The organism is Epilithonimonas sp., assembly GCF_032055105.1.
GTDB lineage: Bacteria > Bacteroidota > Bacteroidia > Flavobacteriales > Weeksellaceae > Epilithonimonas.
Genome location: NZ_DAMBRK010000015.1, coordinates 1 through 19547, shown reverse-complemented (window position 1 = coordinate 19547; position 19547 = coordinate 1). Strand labels below are relative to the sequence as shown.

General features: G+C 33.4%; 16 protein-coding genes and 1 other RNA gene. 2 read left to right on the top strand and 15 right to left on the bottom strand.

Going from position 1 to position 19547, the window contains the following annotated elements; translation table 11 throughout:
* Positions 1-5: 5 nt before the first annotated feature.
* The 11 genes from RTY06_RS12555 to glyA all read right to left on the bottom strand — a co-directional run bounded on the left by RTY06_RS12555 (position 6) and on the right by glyA (position 12652).
* Positions 6-1085: a glycosyltransferase gene (locus tag RTY06_RS12555; RefSeq protein ID WP_312825299.1), complete on the bottom strand. Its 1080-nt coding sequence runs from the start codon at positions 1083-1085 to the stop codon at positions 6-8.
* The gene (locus tag RTY06_RS12550; protein ID WP_312825297.1) at positions 1086-2006 is read right to left on the bottom strand and encodes a glycosyltransferase; all 921 of its coding nucleotides are present in this window, start codon (positions 2004-2006) and stop codon (positions 1086-1088) included.
* Between the two features lie 364 nt (positions 2007-2370).
* Positions 2371-3264 (bottom strand): glycosyltransferase family 2 protein, encoded by an 894-nt coding sequence (locus RTY06_RS12545; protein WP_312825295.1) that lies wholly within the window; start codon positions 3262-3264, stop codon positions 2371-2373.
* Positions 3257-4216, bottom strand: coding sequence for a glycosyltransferase family 2 protein (locus tag RTY06_RS12540; protein ID WP_312825293.1), 960 nt, complete (start codon positions 4214-4216; stop codon positions 3257-3259). Before RTY06_RS12540 ends, RTY06_RS12545 begins: the two co-directional genes overlap by 8 nt.
* Positions 4194-5126 (bottom strand): polysaccharide pyruvyl transferase family protein, encoded by a 933-nt coding sequence (locus RTY06_RS12535; RefSeq protein ID WP_312825291.1) that lies wholly within the window; start codon positions 5124-5126, stop codon positions 4194-4196. Before RTY06_RS12535 ends, RTY06_RS12540 begins: the two co-directional genes overlap by 23 nt.
* 268 nt (positions 5127-5394) lie before the next feature.
* The gene (locus RTY06_RS12530) at positions 5395-6918 is read right to left on the bottom strand and encodes an MATE family efflux transporter (RefSeq protein ID WP_312825289.1); all 1524 of its coding nucleotides are present in this window, start codon (positions 6916-6918) and stop codon (positions 5395-5397) included.
* Complete coding sequence (locus tag RTY06_RS12525; protein WP_312825287.1) at positions 6918-9242, bottom strand: polysaccharide biosynthesis tyrosine autokinase; 2325 nt, start codon at positions 9240-9242, stop codon at positions 6918-6920. The genes RTY06_RS12530 and RTY06_RS12525 overlap by 1 nt, the downstream gene beginning before the upstream one ends.
* 5 nt (positions 9243-9247) lie before the next feature.
* The gene (locus RTY06_RS12520) at positions 9248-9964 is read right to left on the bottom strand and encodes a polysaccharide biosynthesis/export family protein (protein ID WP_312825285.1); all 717 of its coding nucleotides are present in this window, start codon (positions 9962-9964) and stop codon (positions 9248-9250) included.
* Between the two features lie 124 nt (positions 9965-10088).
* On the bottom strand, positions 10089-10709 hold the full coding sequence (locus RTY06_RS12515) for a porin family protein (RefSeq protein ID WP_312825283.1): 621 nt from the start codon (positions 10707-10709) through the stop codon (positions 10089-10091).
* A gap of 113 nt (positions 10710-10822) precedes the next feature.
* On the bottom strand, positions 10823-11287 hold the full coding sequence (locus RTY06_RS12510; RefSeq protein WP_312825281.1) for a regulatory protein RecX: 465 nt from the start codon (positions 11285-11287) through the stop codon (positions 10823-10825).
* 96 nt (positions 11288-11383) lie between these two features.
* Positions 11384-12652 (bottom strand): serine hydroxymethyltransferase, encoded by a 1269-nt coding sequence (gene glyA / locus RTY06_RS12505; RefSeq protein ID WP_312825280.1) that lies wholly within the window; start codon positions 12650-12652, stop codon positions 11384-11386.
* Between the two features lie 77 nt (positions 12653-12729).
* On the opposite strand from glyA, the gene RTY06_RS12500 reads away from it, so the two are divergent.
* The gene (locus tag RTY06_RS12500; RefSeq protein ID WP_312825279.1) at positions 12730-13026 is read left to right on the top strand and encodes a hypothetical protein; all 297 of its coding nucleotides are present in this window, start codon (positions 12730-12732) and stop codon (positions 13024-13026) included.
* Positions 13027-13091: 65 nt separating this feature from the next.
* On the opposite strand, the gene RTY06_RS12495 is transcribed toward RTY06_RS12500, so the two are convergent.
* The 4 genes from RTY06_RS12495 to RTY06_RS12480 all read right to left on the bottom strand — a co-directional run bounded on the left by RTY06_RS12495 (position 13092) and on the right by RTY06_RS12480 (position 18379).
* Positions 13092-13979, bottom strand: a complete 888-nt coding sequence (locus tag RTY06_RS12495; RefSeq protein WP_312825278.1) for a DUF72 domain-containing protein — start codon at positions 13977-13979, stop codon at positions 13092-13094.
* A gap of 112 nt (positions 13980-14091) precedes the next feature.
* A complete protein-coding gene (locus RTY06_RS12490) occupies positions 14092-15747 on the bottom strand; it encodes a ribonucleoside-diphosphate reductase subunit alpha (protein ID WP_312825409.1) in 1656 nt (551 codons plus the stop codon).
* 462 nt (positions 15748-16209) lie between these two features.
* Positions 16210-17184, bottom strand: a complete 975-nt coding sequence (locus RTY06_RS12485) for a ribonucleotide-diphosphate reductase subunit beta (protein WP_312825276.1) — start codon at positions 17182-17184, stop codon at positions 16210-16212.
* Positions 17185-17563: 379 nt separating this feature from the next.
* Positions 17564-18379, bottom strand: coding sequence for a carboxypeptidase-like regulatory domain-containing protein (locus RTY06_RS12480; RefSeq protein ID WP_312825274.1), 816 nt, complete (start codon positions 18377-18379; stop codon positions 17564-17566).
* Positions 18380-18883: 504 nt separating this feature from the next.
* Here RTY06_RS12480 and ssrA point away from each other — a divergent pair.
* Positions 18884-19283: a transfer-messenger RNA gene (gene ssrA, locus RTY06_RS12475) on the top strand.
* Positions 19284-19547 lie beyond the last annotated feature (264 nt).

Genomic DNA, 19547 nt, shown 5'->3' with positions numbered 1-19547 from the left:
ATACTCTAATCATGGCGTAGTCTGTTATAAAATCCTTCTAAATTATGAATATACTTTTCTACTGTAAAGTTGTCGCTCACTTTATGATATCCATTCAGTCCGATTTGGGTAAGAAAAGTATCATCCATAGCAAAAATATTATTTAGCTTGGTCGATAATTCATTAATATCTTGAGGATTGAATAACCAACCGTTTTCTCCATCTTCTACAAATTCTGGAATTCCTCCAACATTAGAACATAAAACTGGAGTTTTTAAAAACATCGCTTCTGCAGTTGCAATTCCAAAACCCTCAGAAAATGATGGCAAAACAAACAAATCAGCATTGGAAAGGTATTTTGAAGGTTCGGAGGAAAAACCTGTAAAAGTGATTTTGGATTCTATCTGAAGTTGGGAAGTAAGTTGTTCCAAATTATTTCGCTCTCTACCATCACCAACAATCGTAAGATGTGCATTGATATTGTTAGAATCTGCAAATGCTTTAATTAAACTAGCAACATTTTTCACTGTTTCTAATCTTCCTACATAAACGATATTGAATGTAACCTTGTCAGGGTTTGAGACCCTGACAAGGTTTTTTTTCGAAACACTGACAGGATTATAAATCACAATGCCTTTCTTTTGAGGTATTTCTCCTGTTTTGACCAAATGATCTACTACCGATTGCGAAACGCCAATGACTTTATCAGCTAGTTTATACACCCATCGGAAAACTTTTTGTGCAACTGAAGAATGGTTAGGAATTCCTATTTCTTCTGCTATAATGGTTTTGACACCGGCTAATTTTGCTGCTATAATCCCATGAAAATTAGCTTCTGCCGCTGCTGTGTGTACAATATCTGGTTTTGTTTTTTTTATCAATTTGTAAACACTCCATATATTCGAAATGTTTTTAATAGAAAAATTTTGATTGAGGATATGAACTTCGAATCCTCTTTTTTTCAGCGTTTCTTCCGCATGACCACCAAAACCTATTGCAGCAAAAATATATTGATGCTGTAGCAATTCTGGTTTTTCGGTAAAACTGAGATATTGTTTTTCCTGTCCTCCAAAATTGAGAAGAGTTGTTAAACGCAGAATTTTCATTTATTTTTGTAATAATCTTATTATGATTTTTAGTGAATTTTTCAAACTCAAATACTGATAATTATTCCTTACAAATCTAAATCTTTTACTTTTTTCCGGATTAATCTTAAAATATGCATATATAATCTGATAATTAAGGTGATCTTTACTTAGTTTTAATTGATTATTAAATTTTCGGTTGGTTAATTCATCAAAACTTTCTATTGTTTCTATTTTATATTGATAGTTTTTCCATTTGTTTTCAAATAGATTATTTTTCGCTGACCAATTTTCTAAAGTGGTTCTATAAACAGACATCTTTTCGCTAGAATATCCAATTTTACCATTTAATAAACCTGTTAATATTAAGGGAGAATCTGTGACGTTAAATAATTTAAAATACTCTGGAAAGGGTTGAAGATATTCAGCTTTAAAAAATGCTGAAGAAGTTGGAAATGCTCCACCCAGCCTCTTAAAAAGTATTTTATTATTAGCTTCTGAAAGATGTGTATGTTTATCCAGATCAACAATATCTACAAATCTATTTTCTTTTTCTATAAAATTTTTGGCATTATGGAAACAGAAAGAGAAGTCTTTATTTTCTTCTAAAAATTGAAGCTGCTTAGATAGTTTTAAAGAATCTATCCAATAATCATCACCATCACAAATAGCAATATATTTTCCTCTTGCTTGTTGTAATGCCCAAATAAAATTAGGCATCATTCCTAAATTTTCACTATGATAAGTATAATTAATTACAAAATTCTCTGGAACATTTTTTATAAGATTTTCAATTATATTATGCGAATTATCAGATGAATTATCGTTAGAAATAATAAAATCAATGGTACAGTCTACTTTTTGTAGAAGAATACTCTGTATCGCTTCTTCAATATAATTTTCATGATTATAGGTAATCATTACAACACTAATTGTTTCCATAGATTTATAATTATTAATTTATAGGTTTTTTATTTATCGTATAAGAAAACATCAAAATCTGTTGGGTAATTTGATAATTAATTAAAAAACATAGTTTGATGAAAAAACCTTTTTCAATAATATTTTTTTGATTTTCCCTAAAGATTTGAATATGTAATTATTTTTTAAAAAATTTCAGGAATCAAGTCATAACTATTTGAAAACATTTCATAACTTTTGTATAAATTCTCTCTATGTTTCAAATCAGAACTGTTATCACAAACGCCAATATTTACAAGAAATACCGATACTGTAGATGCTATTGCTTTGCTATGCAGCTAAAATATTGTTTTTATTGATTTCCAATATTGAAAAGTAAAGTAAGTCATATGATTTTAGAAGATCGATAAGAGCTTCTGAAGGTTTTAATTCTTTTCATTGATAAAATTGGGTAAAACAACAATTCCAACCCACTCTTTATGTTACCTTTAAAAAACTGTTGCCCAGCATATTTGTATAGTATGCTTACGGACTTTTTAAATGAAACATTTATGTTCATCATTATTTCAACTTTCTTTATTGATATTATTCTTTTTTCAAATTCTGGACTCATTTTACCCCCACGTTCTTCTCTAAGATGGTGAATATATACATCTGGAACAATTATACATTTTTTTTTATGATACCTAATTCTAGATAAAAAATTAGAATCCTCTCCATAATGATAAAAAGCAGAAGAAAACAGTCCTCCTAACTCATTTACAACTTCAACTTTTATTAGCCAAGCAGCCGCATTAACAAAACCAATCTCATAATAGCTACGTCTCTTCTTTAAAGATAAATCAGAAATATAATTAGGACAAGATGCCGCAGTAATATATTGTTCAAATTTTTTATCTAGTCTAGTTCCGTGATCATTGAGATGCATTGGTGAAGCAACTCCAACAACATGATCATTGTCCATAATCCTTATTAAATTACAAATAGATTCTGGATAGCTAATTGTATCCTGATTGAGAAGGTAAATAAATTCTGCTCCGTTTTCAAAAGCCAAATTATAACCTAAATTATTTGCTCCTCCAAAACCAAGGTTTTTTTTACTAGCAATTAGCCTAACATCCGGAAACTCATCCTGTATAATTTTGACTGTTTCATCTGAAGAATTATTATCTACAATCACAATCTCCAATTGTATTTGAGTTTCATTTATAGTAGAGAGGCATTCTCTAATCCATTTTTCACCATTATAAGTTACGATGATACAAAATACTTTACGCATATTTATATAATTTCCTATAAATCAACTCAATCAATCTTACTTTTCTATATTTTAATAATGTATAAAACACTTTACCTTTAAAACCCGAAGTTTTGAATATTAAGAGATAATTTTCTCGAAACTCAAAAAAAATAGTTTTAAGATTTTCCACTCTCTTTTCTTTCTCATCACAATTAGTAAAAACAGACCTTAATAGCTTCCCTAGTGGGTATCTTAAATTTGTAGAAATTATATGAATTCTAAGATCCATTTTTTTTAATCGATATAAAAGCTTAGTAGCAAGAAAAAAAGCTCTATCAAAACCCAACACTTTTGTACTTAAGCTATTAGGTACTTTATTATAATGGTAGTTATTACCATACAAATAAAGCACTAAATTACAATGAATTAAATAATCAAGTACAAACAAAGTATCTTCTCCATATGATAAATCTACAGAAAAAGTCACTTTTTTTTCTTTTAAAATATTATTGGAAAAAAATTTACAAACCGGACCCAAGGGATAAAGATGAAATTGATTTACAAATTCGTTTTTTAAAATAACTTTATTAGAATCATTTTGTTTACCATTTAACCGATTAATAAATCCTTGTACTACAAAATCACAGCTATTAGATTTAACTCCCGAAACAAAATCTTGGAGATAATGATTGTTCACTGTATCATCTGAGTCAATAAAACAGACCCACATCCCCTGCGACTCTTTGATACCATGATTTCGTGCTGTACTCACACCACCATTTATCTTATGAAAAACCTTTATTCTATTATCCTTTTTTGCATATTCATCACAAATTTCTCCACTACTATCTGTAGATCCATCATTAATAAGTAAAACCTCAAAGTCGGTAAATGTTTGCTGCAAAACTGAATTCAAGCATTCATGCAAATACTTTTCAACATTGTACACAGGAATGATTACTGATATTTTAGGAAAATTTTTCGAATTCATTTTTAAGCTTAAATGGAGCTACACTCAATAAGTTTTTTTGAAGCTTCTCAATCACATTTTTTTTTGGCAAAACCTCATTTTTATAATTAGAATCAATTTGTCTAAATATGGTTTCTATATTTATGTTTTCTATTGATGTAATTTCTATAGTTTCATATTCAGTTAAATCTACTGATGAAAAATATTCTTTAAATTTAATATTATCTCCATACAATCTTTCTTTTGTTTCTGTAAAATATGCCCACAATGAAGGAACCTTATAGCTATGTGAAACAATGATACCATGTAACGAAGTTGACAATGTTAATTCACAAGAAACTATTAAATCAATAATATCCTCAATATCATCTAATAAATTAATAACTAAAATTTCATCTGAAACTCTACTTTTGATATCATCATAATGTGCGTAATGCGGAATAATTCCAAGTTTATACTTTTTTTCTAATTTTGGAATATAAACCATTGGGAGCAAAACTGCAGGATCTCCAATAATACTCGGCACTGTATATCCCAATTCTTTTAGTTTCTCTTGGGTGTATTTTCCTCGCACCGCTAAAAAATTAGCATTTTTGAAAGCGTGTCTTTTTGCAATTGTACCAGAACCCCAGACTGTACAATTAGAATAATTATTAAATTGTAGTACACTTCCTATGGATAAGAGAATATCAGGTTTACTAAAAAAATTAAAATTAAGATACTGAAAAAAACATTTGATTGACAATCTATTCTTAAGTAATTCCTTTAATAGAATTATAAAAGCATTCCATTTTTTATCATTAAGTAACTTAATGTTGGTATACTCAATTTTTTGGTCTGAAAGTCTACTTATGATATATGGATTCAATTCATCTCCAAAATTACCTTTTCCTTTGGGATGTTTATACCAAAAAAGTTTAATTGTTTTCATTAATTTCACCACGCTTTTCCTAGATTTGACCGTAAATTATACTATTTAATAATATTTTTTTATTCGTTTCAATTTTTTGTACCAATCATCCTCTCCATTTGTAATGCTGCTATAATGTTTTATATGCATTTGCCACTTTTTCATCTAGTCCATTTAAAGACCTCAAGAATCAAATATTACGTTATATTCAAATTCATCATTAAAAATAAATTTCATCAATATTATTTCACCAATTTCAAAAGTAAATCTCTGTCATCGGCTATGCTTTTCATTTTTTAATGAATTTTAAATTAAAATAATTTTTAATAAATTTCTTTTCGTGTTTGTTAATTCCAAACAGAACAATAACTAAGGATGTAGATATAACATTAATGATTCCAAATATTATTAGTGAGATAATGGTGTTGGCTGCTCCATAATAATAGTATAATGTATAATTTGCAAGAAAAACTATTGTTGTACAAACCAATATTTTTATAAAAACATCTTTGATAAAATCTTTCACATTAAGACTTATCATATTCTGCAAAAAGTAGATACGAAACACCAACGCTCCAAAATTTAAAATACTTATTATAATAAATATCAGATTAGGGTTTTTATAAATTTTCAAAGCAAAATATGATAATGGTAAGCTTAAAAAAATTGTAATACTAATAATAATCTGATACCACTTAATTTTTCCGCTTGCACGAGCAGCTGTCATTAGCGGGTTAGAAATTGCATCTAGTAAAACTCCTACAAGTGAAATACAGATAAAAGTATTGGTGTAAGGTGGAACTTTTTTAATCCATATTTCCAGTATATAATCGATATTATAAACCATTGGAACACTCATAATTAGCATCAGAAAATATGATAATTTTGAACTTTCCTTCATTAAAAAAATTGATTTCTCAAATTCTCTATTAGCATATGTTTTTATGATTTGGGGATTTACAGCAACTTGAAAATTAGAAACAAAACTATTGATAACTCCTTGAAATTGGGTACTAACTCCATAGGCAGCATTCAGTACTGGTCCAAAAAAAAGATTCAATAGCATGTTATTCCCTTGTCCCCTTGCAACTGTTGCAACGTTACCAAATATATTCCAGCCTGTAAAAGATAAAATTTCTTTAAAATAACTTTTATCAAAATAAAATTCATAGTTACTCTCGGGAAAATTTCTACGAGAATATATCCTATACACCATCCTAATTACAAAAGAAGATACAAATAACAACGTAGAATATAATACCAACTTATCATGTTGGACACAAACTAGAAAATAGAGAATAGCAAGTTTAAATGCAATTTCTAGAAAACTGATGTATGCATAAACATTAAAGCGTTCGTGCGCTGTGATCAAAGCATTGTAAGGAACTTGAACAATTCCTAAAAACGAAGACACAACAGAAAATTGAAATACAATATTAACCGCCATCATTCTCTCCGAAGGAACATTAAGTTTATAATTGATGTACCAAAGCCCAAAGGTTTCCAATACCAAAACTATGAGGATTGCAATCGCGAAATGAATGGTTACTGTTGTACTAAAAGTTTTACGAAGTTGTTCAAAATCATTTTTCCCCAAATCAAAAGATAGAAATCTCTGTGTTGCAGAGGACATCGAAGCATTCAAAAATCCAAACATGGATACGAATCCGCCGACAACATTATAGATTCCATAATCTGTAATCCCTAGAGTATTGAGAACGATCCCAGCTGTAAATAAACCTACTCCCATATTGATGAACATACGGAAATAAAGAATTAAAGAATTTTTGGCAATATTTTTTGTAGAAGACATCAGAAAAACTTTTTTATACCTTGTTTCCCTAAAGTAGAATAATACCCATACCCATACTTATTCCCATAACGGCTATTCTCTGGCTTCACATTATTCAGTACAAATGACATGTTCGTGACATCATGTGTTGTTTGGAGCTCATCGATAAAGTCTAACATTTGAACCTCGGTGTAGTTGGCCTTAACCACATATAAGATAGCATCCGCAATATCCATCAAGTGCAATGTATCACTTACCAACATCACGGGAGCTGAGTCTATAACAATATATCTGTATCGCTCCCTGAGTAGCTCAATCATTGCATCGAATTTATCCATCTCTAGCAAATCATTGGGGTTGGGTGCCAATGCGCCGCTAAAAAGAACATCCACATTATCATGTATCTTAGAAGGTATAACATAACTATCTGGCTGAACATCATCTGACACCAAATAATCTGTCAATCCCTTTTCTTTGATTGGAACGAACCTATGCAATTGTGGGTTCCTGATATCCGCGCCAATAAGCAACACTTTCGCATTCCCTGCCAGGCTCATTGCGGTGTTAAAAGCTATAGTAGTCTTCCCTTCTCCTTTGATGGAAGATGTAATGAGTATCACATCGCTTTCTTTTTTATTCTTTTTTGCTTTCAGAATAAATTTGAGATTGGATGTCAAAATACGAAAGGACTCTGAAAAGACAGAAAAATCATTGGCTAAAACCAAATGGGATTCTTTTTCGCACTCAGGAATCTCTGCAATAATCAAAGCATCGGGAAGCTGTGACTGTATCTGTTGCTTTGTATGAACCTTACTATCCGAAGCATATTTTATAAACAATATAACCAGAGGTAATAGCAAGCCTGCCAGTAATGCTCCTAAAGTAATCTTCTGCCTATCTGGTTTTACAATACCAACGGTATAAGCTGGATTGATAACTTTTGCAATAGGTGCTGTTACCGCTAATGTGATCGCATTCTCTTCTCTTTTTTGTAAAAGATAAAGATATAGTTGCTCTTTAAGGTTTTGCTGACGCTCTATCCCTCTATATACTTTTTCCTGTGTAGGATAATTATAAATTTTTGAACGATTTGTATCAAGTTGATTTTGTACTTGTGCAATCTGAAGTTGCAAAGTACTTTTTGACTCTTTGAGGTTATCCCGAATAAGATCTCGCATCTCTGCAATATCTCTATTGAGCTGGATAACAGATGGGTTTTGAGTGGTTGCCTGCTTCAAAGTCTTGTTCTTTGTCAGCAACATCTCATTATATTTTGCAATATAGCCTTCGGTTACTGAGGACAATCCCATATTAGACGGCAGCAAACGTTCTGCCGCTGTAAACGCATATATAGAATTAACCAAATCCAATTGTGTTGCAAGGGTAACAATCTGGTTTGTATTGGTATTGGCATTATTGACAGCCAAAGCTGCTTGTGTATCAAGATCAGTAATCTGATTTTTACGTTTGAAGCTTTCTTTTTCGCCTTCGATGCCAGAAAGATCTTCTGATATGATCTCTAACCTACCATTAATAAAATCTTGGGTATTTTGTGCCTCTAAATTACGGTCTTTGACGCCTTCTTCTTTGTAATGTTCTGTAATGCTATTCAGTATACTCTCAGACTTACTCGGAATAGCTCCTATTAAACTTAGCTCCATCATCAAGCCCTTATCAGGCGGTAAGGAAACGATTACAGAACTCTCTAATGATGATACTAAATTGGATGTGCTTCTAAATACAACCTTTACTGGCGCAAAAGACTTTACCCCTTGTTTCAAATTCATTACAAACTTACCAAAAGGCAGCTGAGCAATCTCTCCTAAACGAAATGTGTCTTTTCCCTTGAGCAAAGGGCCTTCTGAAAGTTTGTACGTGTTGTTACCATTGGGTGTCACAACGTATGATACAGAGGTGAATCTAAGATCTGTAACTGTAATGATGTTGGCTAACAAAGGAGACGATGTATAAAGCTCGGTTTCTTTGATTGCTCCTACTCCGTAGAAACTTACATTCATATTCAGTTGTCCTACGACTTTTGCAAGTATTGGTTTGGATAGAATAGCGGATGCCTCTCCTTGAAGCTCGCTATCTCCATTGAGACCATTGCCCAAAGTTGTCAAATCACTGAGTGGAACACCTCCTTTGGTTTTAGATTGTGGAAACTGTAATGTAGTTTTCGAAAGATATTGAGGCGTAATATATCGCAAATAAACTCTAGCTCCTAAATAAAATACTATCATACTCAAAAGCATCCAATACCAATAGCGAAGATACTTTAATACCTCCTTCTTGAGATTGAGTTTCCTCTTCTTCACAGCCGGTTGGCTCTCCATTAACTCCATATAGATTATTTAGCTATTGCAATCACAAATGTTACTAGACCAATTGCTACTCCTAAAATCTGGAATAGTAATGCTCGATTGGGATTGGTAGTATTAGCCGCAATTTGCTTGTTACGATCTGGTTCTACATATAGAATATCATTCTGCTGCAGATAATAATAAGGCGAATTGACGATAGAAGCTTCTGACAAATCCAATGAGTAGGTCACATCTTTCCCCGATTCTTCTGAATATCTGATTAATTTCACCTTGGTTCGATCTGCAGAATCTCTCATATCTCCAGCTAAAGCTAAAGCTTGAAAGACATTCAATCTTTCTGTAGAACTTGTTTTTTGCCCTGGCGCACCCACATCTCCTAAAACACTGATGTTAAAATTGACATGTCTTATGGTTACAATAGGATCTGTAAGATATTGCTTGAGTCTATTATCAAATTCGGTTTTCAGTTGTTGCTTGGTCATCCCTTTGCAATACACATTGCCTAGAACCGGGAAAACAATATAACCTTCCGAGGTAACTTGATACTCATTATTCCCTAAACGCATAGACATCCCTCCAGAGCTCCCCTCTTCTCCTGTCTGCTGAATGGTAGTCTTGTTAAAAGGTTTAACCGCCAAATCATCCATAGCAGTCACAATAACCTCCAACACATCTCCTTCTTGAATATGAAGACCTGTGTACCTAGCCTTAGAAACCTCTTGCTGAAAGTTGTTGTTACTCATATAAATCATATTATTTTTAGGCTTGCAAGAAAAAGCTAAAAACAATATAACAAGTAAATATAATAATGATTTCTTCATGAAAATACTGTTAGATCATAACGATCTTTTAACAGCCAAATATTTTTTAGAACCCAGACTCGCTTAAATACAAATTGATTCCTATAGCTAACATTCTGTTATAGGTTGTGTACTTTGTATAATCTGGATAAATCTTGGAAAAACCTCTGTCGTACCTAATAAAAACATCCCAACTATTTTGGATATTAACTCCAACTCCTGCAGAAATCCCGTAGCCAAACTTTTCAAGGTTCTCCTCTTGATGTGCAGTAAGAGACACAGGTCCAGATACTTTATTGGCTACCATAAACTCAAATCTTGGACCCGCCATAAAATAGATATCGCCTTTATAACCCTGACTTTTCATAAAATATTTGATATATAAAGGTATCCCTATATAATTATTATGATACTTTTGAGTTTCCAGCCCCGGCATTTGAGCATTTTCTCCTTGGGTGTTAAACTCCAACTGAGGGCTAAAGTACAACCAAGCAGAGTTATATATATCATTGGTGACTAAGGAAAAATCAGCAAAAATACCTAATCCTCCACCAAATATACCTTTTGAACGATCGTGAATACCCGGAATTGAGCTTTTATGAAAATTACCTGTCACTCCATATTTAACCGTTTGTGCATTTATAAATCCAAATAACAATAGTGAAGATATAGTAATAATTTTTCTCATGGAATAGTAGTTGTTCAAATTTGTGACGAAATTAAGAATTATTCATCACTTTTTAAGAAATATTTTAAAATCTTATAGTATAATCATATATTAATTTAATTTAATATACTATTTCATTCATTATTTACAACATCCAAAACAACATCATACTCATAACCTTTGGATATAAGATGTTTGATTGTTTTGCTTTTTTTTTGATAATCTTTCATTGCTTTCTGTTTGGAAAAATAATCGTGATAGATTTTCATGAAAGCCTTTTCATAATCATCAACATCAATCTCGTCCATACATTTTGAAATCAGTTTTTCAGTAATTCCTTTTTGTTTGAGGTTCATTTTGATTTTATTCCTTCCCCAATGTTTGATGTAGAACTTCCCTCGGATGTAACTTCTGGTAAAACGTTCTTCATTAAGATAATTTTCCTTCATCAGATAAAGAAAAATTTCATCCTTAGCTTCCGGAATCAAAAGAAACTCTTTCATCTTCTGCTCTACTTCATAATGACATCTGTCCTGATAAACGCAATAGTTCACAAGTTTTAGTTTAATTTCATCGAAAGTGAGGGATTTTTTGTCCATATTTTTTTAGATGGATAGATAAAAGACTATTAGATGAGAGACAGAAAAGGTGCAGTTGTCCTGCACCTTCTTATTAAATATTTTGAAACTAATTTCTTAATAATTGAAAAGTGCGTAACCTTCCATCAATTCATTCACTTTCGTTCTAACAGAAGATAAAACTTCTTCGTTTTTGATATTATCAACCACTTCAGAAATCAAACCTGCAATGGTTGTCATATCATTTTCCTTGAGACCTCTTGTCGTAATTGCAGCAGTTCCAAGACGAATCCCCGAAGTTGTAAAAGGTGATTTATCATCAAAAGGAACCATATTCTTGTTACAAGTGATATCCGCTTTTACCAATGCCTTTTCAGTTTCTTTCCCGTTAACATTCTTATTTCTAAGGTCAATCAGCATCAAGTGATTATCCGTTCCTCCACTCACGATTTCGAAACCTAAATCTATCATTGATTTTGCCAAAGCCTGAGCATTAGCTTTAACTTGCTTCGCATAAGTTTCAAATTTAGAATCAATAGCTTCTGCAAATGCAACTGCTTTCGCTCCAATCACGTGTTCCAACGGCCCACCTTGGATTCCAGGAAAAACAGCACCATCCAAAACAGCACTCATCAATTTAGTTTCTCCTTTTGGCGTTTTATGACCATAAGTATTTTCAAAATCTTTGCCCATCATAATCATTCCCCCTCTTGGACCTCTCAATGTTTTGTGAGTGGTAGTCGTTACAACGTGGCAATGTTCAAATGGATTATTCAAAAGACCTTTTGCAACCAAACCAGCCGGATGCGCAATATCAGCCCAAAGTGTCGCTCCAATTTCATCCGCAACTTCTCTGAATTTAGCATAATCCAAATCTCTGGAATAAGCAGAGAATCCGGCAATTAGCATTTTTGGGTTTTCTCTTAAAGCGACTTCTCTCATTTGGTCATAATCAATCAAACCAGTTTCTTTTTGAACGCCGTAAGAACAAACCTGATATTGGATTCCTGAGAAATTAACCGCAGAACCGTGCGTCAAATGTCCGCCCATAGACAAATCCATTCCCATCACTTTATCTCCAGGTTTAAGAACTGAAAGATAGATTGCAGCATTAGCCTGAGAACCGGAATGAGGCTGAACATTTACATAATCCACACCAAACAATTCTTTTGCTCTGTCGATTGCCAATTGCTCTACCTCATCTACCACTTCGCATCCGCCATAATAACGTCTTCCCGGGTAGCCTTCTGCATATTTGTTGGTTAGCACACTTCCCATTGCTTTCATCACGTTTTCGGAAACAAAATTTTCCGAAGCGATGAGTTCAATACCGTGTGTTTGTCTTTGTCTTTCTTTTTCAATTAGTTCGAAAATAGGGTCTTGCATTTCTTAGATTTATTTCCTCCAAAATTACAAAATTCTAAAGAAATTTTCATACCTTTCATAGATTAACATCATTCGAAATGAAATCAAAGAAAAAATATAAAAAAGAACTTCTAAAATCTCTGAAACATCTGGAAGCTGCAGAAAGTGCATCCCTAAGAGTAATGACCAATCTAATGCTTCTGAAAGAAATGAAAGAAAACAATATCAGCTTTAAAAAAGGAGATGTATTTTCTTTTGAAGACGATATTTTCGATTACAGCGATGACAAAAATGTTCGTATTCTAGCTAAACTTCGTAAAAAAACTTTGAAAGCGATGAATAAACTTGTTGAAAACAATAAGTTCAAAGATAAAGAATTGAAGTTTTTGGCTTAGTCATCGAGAGCCTCAGACTGACAATTATAAAAATTAATTCCCTTCGAGTTGAAGGGAATGTTTATTTAAAACAAAGTTGGCTTTTCCGAAGCCATTGTTGGAATATGAATATTGGTTCCAAACTCTTTATTAACTTTCTCAATAAAATAAGCTGACAATAATGGCGAAGCTTTTTCAACATTCTGATGAACAAAGAAATAAAGATTCTTCAATCCCTCTTTTTTCCAAACTTTGATTCTCTCCAACCAATCATCCAATCTTGCATAATCGCTTTCTGCATTAGCTCCAACGTAACGAACAAAAGCATTCGGAGTTGTCAATCGCATATGAAGCATATCTCGTCTTCCGGCCGTATCTACAATGATGTTGGTGATATTATTCATTTCAAATAATTCACAGATTGTATTGAAAACCTCTTCATCTGTAAACCATTCTGTATTTCTGAGTTCAATTGCTAACGGAACTTCTTTTGGCCAATCTTGAACAAATTTCTCCAAACGTTCATAATCTTTCGGTTTGAAATTATCGTGAAGCTGAAGAAAAACCATTCCTAATTTCTCATCGAAATTCAAAACTGCCGAAGCAAATTGTGTTACAACATCAGTAATATTAAGCAATCTTCGGAAATGGGAAACTGTGTTCGTGATTTTCGGAAAGAATTTAAAATCTTTCGGTGTTTTCTCTTTCCAAGTCTGAACTTGTTCTGCGGTCGGCATTCCATAGAAAGTTGCATTCAATTCAATCGAGTTAAATTGGGTTGCGTAATATGTTAACTCGTCTTTTGTGCCTTTCGGATAAAAACCTTTGAGGTCAGTTTTGTTCCATTTTGCACAACCAATCGAGATATTCTCCAAACTTTTTTTATTCTGATTAAGAATGAATTTAGTTTGAGGATGGTCTTTTGGTAAAGTAAAATCGATTTGTGACGGGTTAGCAACTTGTCCGAATTTCATTTTGTAAGAAGTTAGAGGTTAGAAATTAGATTTTAGAGTTGAGGTTTAAAGTTAGCAAAAAACCGCAGAAAATTCTGCGGTTTTATATTTTTACTTTTGTATTGTTTCTTACTTACGCTTCACAAGCAGAGCAAGTCACAAAGTTCACCATCAATTCTTTGGAAACCGAAGAACTTCTTTGGTAATACAATGTTTTCACTCCTTTTTTCCACGCTTCAATCATTACGTAATTTACGTCTTTAACAGGCATTGTAGAAGGAATCTGCAAGTTAAGAGATTGCGCTTGGTCAATATATTGCTGTCTTTGAGCCGCTTGAGAAACGATTTCCATGGGAGAAATCTCTCTGAACGTTTTAAATACTGCTTTCTCATCATCTGTCAAACCTTCAAGGTGTTGAACAGAACCGTGGTTTAACATAATCGTTCTCCAAGTCTCTTCATTGTCAAGACCTTTTTCGTCTAACAATTTTGCAAGATATTTGTTCTTACGCATAAAGTTTCCTTTTGCCAAACCAGCTTTGTAATAGTTAGAAGCGAAAGGCTCAATTCCAGGAGAAGTTTGTCCAAGGATTGCAGAACTTGAAGTTGTTGGCGCGATTGCCATTGTTGTAGTATTTCTCAATCCGTAACCTTTCAACATATCTGGTTCTCCGTAAATGTTTGCCAATTCTTTGGAAGCAATCTCAGATTGTTCTTTAATATGACGGAACGCTCTTGCATTAAACTGAGTCGCCTCAAAACTTTCAAACGGAATCATATTCTTCTGTAAATAAGAATGGTATCCAAGAACACCCAAACCTAAAGCTCTGTGACGCATCGCAAAGTTCCTAGCTGAAGTTAGATAATAATTCCCTTCAGTTTTTTCAATGAATTCTGATAAAACGGCATCCAAGAAATAGATGGCTAATTTCACAGCATTTGTATCTTTCCACTCATCATATAGTTCAAGATTCATAGAAGATAAACAACAGATGAAAGATTCATTCGCAGTAGAAGGCAACATAATCTCCGAACAAAGATTACTTGCATTCACCATCAATCCTGCATCTTTATAGACCTGAGGTTTGTTTCTGTTCACATTATCTGTGAAGAAAATGTAAGGAAGACCCTTTTGCTGACGGCTTTCCAAAACTCTTGCCCAGATTTTACGCTTATCAACATCACCATCAATCATATCCTGCATCCAATAATCTGGAACACAAACACCTGTGAATAGATTCTGGATTGGACTTCCGATATCTTTGATACTCAAGAATTCTTCAATATCTCCGTGGTCGATATCAAGATAAGCTGCGAAAGCTCCTCTTCTCACACCACCCTGAGAAACTACATCCATCGCCGTATCGTACAATTTCATAAAAGAAACCGCACCTGAAGATTTTCCGTTATCTGTAACTGCCGTTCCTCTATTTCTCAACTCTCCGAAATATCCAGAAGTTCCACCTCCGATTTTCGTCTGCATAATTACTTCACCCAATTTGTGAGTAATTCCTTCGATATTATCAGGAATATGAACATTGAAACAAGATATCGGCAAACCACGCTGTGTTCCCATATTAGCCCAAACCGGAGAAGAAAAACTAATCCAGCCTTTTACAATCATCTCTTTGAAAGCCGGTTGCAATTCCGGTTTGTAAAGACGTTTTGCTGCTGCAGTTGTAATTCTGTCGATTGCGCCTTCCACAGTTTCCCCTTTCAAGAGGTAACCTCTGTTAAGCATTTGCTCAGACTCTTCGTTGAGCCACCAGATATCTATATTTTCGTCCATCATAACTTTATTATTTTATATTGAGAGTTAGCCATTTTCAGTTTAATATTTGGGTGCCTTTATCCGCTTTGTCTCTCTAAGGCTCTTGAAGGATCCACTCATAGAGTTTATATTGAGCTTGTCGAAGTAGGGCGCGCTTCGTCATTTTTGACGATTTTACATAAAAAAGAAAACCCCAAGAATTAATATATTTCTTAAAATTTTCTTTTTTACACCTTTCTTAGCTTGAAACTTTGAAAGGATTTTTTATTCATTTTTGTCATTCCGTAGGAATCTCGACAGCTTAGTTTTAGATATATATTGAAGACAATAACGTTATTTATGTCGGTGCTTCGCACCTTGAATCTACTCTCTGTTTGATTCTCTACCAATATGTCGCGACTTCGTCGCTTTCAAAATTCGATAATCAAAAAGACGAAGGCGAAAACTTCCTTCTTCTGACATCAGACTTCCAGCAGAAATCTAAAACAAATCATTCGCCGTAATCGACTTGTCGTGTTTTGTATAATCTACCGGACGTTTTGCAAAGAAATCATCCATAGAATTGGCAAAAACTTCTTCTTCGAACCAAACCATTGGTCTGTAATCTTCCGGAGAGACGTTGTATCTTGTTTTCATTCCGATTTTTTTCAAAGAGTCATCTACTCTATATTTCATAAAATCAAGAAGATTCTTTTTGGATAATTTGTCCAATTCACCTTGCTCGAAAATCCAGTCCAAAATCTGACCTTCCATTTCAATAGATTGGTCAACCAAGTCGTAGATTGCTTCGATATCACTTTCTGTTAAAAGATCTGGTTGTTCTTCTCGGATTTTATTGATCAAATAGATTCCTCCATTCGCGTGAATTTGCTCATCAACAGAAGTCCAAGCAATAATGTTGGAAACGTTTTTCATATAACCTTTGAATCTCGTGAACGACAATATAATCGCAAACTGACTGAAAAGAGAAACATTTTCCACCAAAATACTGAACAGCAACAAAGCTGACATATACGCTTTGGGATCGTTGGAATTAGCGTGTTGAAGCGCTTTTCCAAGATATTCGATTCTATTTTTTACAGCGGGGATTTTAACAACTTCCAAGAACTCATCATTATATCCTAAAACTTCTAACAATCTAGAGTAAGCTTCAGAATGGCGGAACTCGCACTCTGCGAAAGTTGCGCCTAAGCCATTCAATTCAGGTTTTGGAAGATGCTGATAAAGATTCCCCCAGAATGTTTTCACATTCACCTCGATTTGTGCAATTGCCAACAATGCGTTCTTAACTGCATTTTTTTCGTGAGGTTCCAACTGGGAATGAAAATCCTGAACATCTGCCGTAAAATCAACTTCTGAGTGAACCCAGTAAGACTTGTTAATGGCTTCTACGAATTGTAGAACTTCCGGATATTCAAAAGGTTTGTAGCTAATTCTCTTGTCAAAAATTCCCATTATCAGCAGTTTTTATCAATTATAATTTTATTTCGTGAGGTGGATAAACATGTAATCGCCTATTATTTAGCAAGTAACAAAATTACACTTGTTCTCCAAAGTGGTAAAGCAAAAGTAGAAATTGAAGTCTGAAAATGAAAGAGCAAAAAGCGGAAAAATGACAAAAAACTGACAATCATAAGTAAAAGTTTTCCACATTGTGTTAAAAGCTCTATGAATAGGGATTTTATACGAATTTAGCTTTGCGCAAAGCTACTAATTGGCAATATTCAATTTAAACAAAAACACCCAAATAACTGATATAAAGACAAAAGCAACTAAACAATCAAAATAAACAAAACCAAGGTTATCCACAATGATGTGAAAATGGTTTAAAATTTTAACTTTCGGCTTGTTTCTTAGAAAAATTGTGAGTCTTGATATATTCTGCGAAAGCAATTTTGAGTTGCGATTCTATAGCAACTTTGTTAAAATTGTTTCTGTAATTTTTGGAAAGCCCACGAGCCTCGTCTGCATAAGCCAGAAAAATATCGAAATCATACTCGTCCAAACCATAATCTGTATAATAGCCTAAATCAACTACAGCTTTCACACGTTTATAGAATTCTTGTTTTTCCGAATAATTAGCGGTAGTTTTCGGAGACGACGTAGCTTTATTTAGCAATCCACCAATTGCTTTGCCCAATTTCATCATATCCAATTGCCCTGCCCCAAAGTCCGGTTGTTTGAATGCTGAAGGCGTTGAAGCTCTTGGAATAACTTCGTTGAGTGGCGTTGTCATATAATTGTTCATCGCCATATTGAGTTCTACAACTTTTTTAGGCGGATTGAGTCTTGTAACATCTTTTTTGAGAATTCCGGTTGGCTTAAAAGCAATTTTCACCTCTTCTATTTCTACCGGAATGGTTGTTAGTTTTACGTCCAGACTTTTTGAGAAACTGTCTTGCGTTAAAGTTATCATCTTGCGCTCTGAGCCTTGTCTTGAAATCCTAAGCTCATCGGAAGGTTTTGCTGCAATAGAAAAATTACCTGTTTTATCTGCCGTTACAACCTGATCTGTGCGAAGATTATAAATACTTGCGTAAGGCAACTTATCGCCGCTCTCATTAGTAACACTTCCTAAAATATAATCTGATTGAGAAAATACCTGTATTGAGAATAATGTAATGAGAAGGAATAATAATTTAATTTTCACAGAATTAATTTTTTACAAAATTAGCTCTAATCGTTTTGGTTATTATAATGAAAGTTTTGAGAGAGAGATAGTTTAACCGACTTTAACCTGTTTTGGGAATTTTTTAGAAATTGGAGGTTTTGGTTTTGTTAAAATTATTTTGAGAACATTTGGGTTCTTGAAGTTTTAAACGCAAAGGGCGCGAAGTTTTTTTTGATTATTAAAAATATTTTTAAGATTTGTTAAAGACGTTTTGCTCAGCAATTTTTTATTGCATGCTGATTTTGGAAATTCTGCAGATTTTTTTTTTATTTTGTTTTGAAAGGAAAAGTTCTAATTGTTGACAAAGTTTGTTTTTTGCGAAGCGCTTGAGGAATGGTAGTGGAAATCCTTTTTTGCCTGGGTTTCGAGAGCCCCAGTATGACAAGCGGCTGCGAGGGGCACGCGCTAATAATTATGAATAATGAATTATAAATGATAAGTGATTTCATTTTTTTGTGTAACTTTGTCGTCTTATCTAAAAACGGGGTTGACTGGTTTCGACAGCAAGACCAATGGGTAAGTAAGCATGCAGAGAACCGTAGCGCGATCTCTTAAATCCCTTGCTACAACATTTTAACTGGCAACGAAGAGTTCGCTCTTGCAGCTTAATAATCGAAGTTTAGTAGATTCAAGCGTTTCCCGAAGATAGTAAGGAAGCAAGATGTCTCACCAATGTTCTGTTCTGCGACGTTGGATCCTGGGATATAGGAATGCGGAAATAAGGTTTTGGGTGCTTTGACCAAAACTCGAAAACTTCAGAAGCTAAGGTCTAAGTTGGGTGTCTGCTCTCTGCTTAGGCTCGAAAACTAATGGCAGAATAAGCATGTAGAAAGCTTGCGTATTGCTTGTTTGGACGAGGGTTCGAATCCCTCCAACTCCACAATCGACATTGAAAATCAATAAATTACAATGTCCACACCCAAAAACACACCCAACTATTATTAGTTGGGTGTACTCATAATATCTGATGTGTTTTTCTATGTCTAAATAAATGCTGATCGGTATTCATTTTTTTGAATAAGAATGAACTCACAATGAGATATTCTTTAGAAATATAGCTGATAGTAGGGATTGTTCTATTCTACTTGATTTTATAACCCGTAGTGCATTATAAAAAAGGTTACTCATAATACGAAAATTTCGTATA

Bases quoted from the DNA above. Each gene is read 5' to 3' on its own strand.
- RTY06_RS12495 (WP_312825278.1), bottom strand. From the start codon at position 13,979: ATGAAATTCGGACAAGTTGCTAACCCGTCACAAATCGATTTTACTTTA.
- RTY06_RS12510 (WP_312825281.1), bottom strand. From the start codon at position 11,287: ATGGACAAAAAATCCCTCACTTTCGATGAAATTAAACTAAAACTTGTG.
- RTY06_RS12485 (WP_312825276.1), bottom strand. From the start codon at position 17,184: ATGGGAATTTTTGACAAGAGAATTAGCTACAAACCTTTTGAATATCCG.
- RTY06_RS12520 (WP_312825285.1), bottom strand. From the start codon at position 9,964: ATGAGTAACAACAACTTTCAGCAAGAGGTTTCTAAGGCTAGGTACACA.
- RTY06_RS12530 (WP_312825289.1), bottom strand. From the start codon at position 6,918: ATGTCTTCTACAAAAAATATTGCCAAAAATTCTTTAATTCTTTATTTC.
- RTY06_RS12515 (WP_312825283.1), bottom strand. From the start codon at position 10,709: ATGAGAAAAATTATTACTATATCTTCACTATTGTTATTTGGATTTATA.
- RTY06_RS12555 (WP_312825299.1), bottom strand. From the start codon at position 1,085: ATGAAAATTCTGCGTTTAACAACTCTTCTCAATTTTGGAGGACAGGAA.
- RTY06_RS12545 (WP_312825295.1), bottom strand. From the start codon at position 3,264: ATGCGTAAAGTATTTTGTATCATCGTAACTTATAATGGTGAAAAATGG.
- RTY06_RS12490 (WP_312825409.1), bottom strand. From the start codon at position 15,747: ATGGACGAAAATATAGATATCTGGTGGCTCAACGAAGAGTCTGAGCAA.
- RTY06_RS12540 (WP_312825293.1), bottom strand. From the start codon at position 4,216: ATGAATTCGAAAAATTTTCCTAAAATATCAGTAATCATTCCTGTGTAC.
- RTY06_RS12535 (WP_312825291.1), bottom strand. From the start codon at position 5,126: ATGAAAACAATTAAACTTTTTTGGTATAAACATCCCAAAGGAAAAGGT.
- glyA (WP_312825280.1), bottom strand. From the start codon at position 12,652: ATGCAAGACCCTATTTTCGAACTAATTGAAAAAGAAAGACAAAGACAA.
- RTY06_RS12550 (WP_312825297.1), bottom strand. From the start codon at position 2,006: ATGGAAACAATTAGTGTTGTAATGATTACCTATAATCATGAAAATTAT.
- RTY06_RS12525 (WP_312825287.1), bottom strand. From the start codon at position 9,242: ATGGAGTTAATGGAGAGCCAACCGGCTGTGAAGAAGAGGAAACTCAAT.
- RTY06_RS12500 (WP_312825279.1), top strand. From the start codon at position 12,730: ATGAAATCAAAGAAAAAATATAAAAAAGAACTTCTAAAATCTCTGAAA.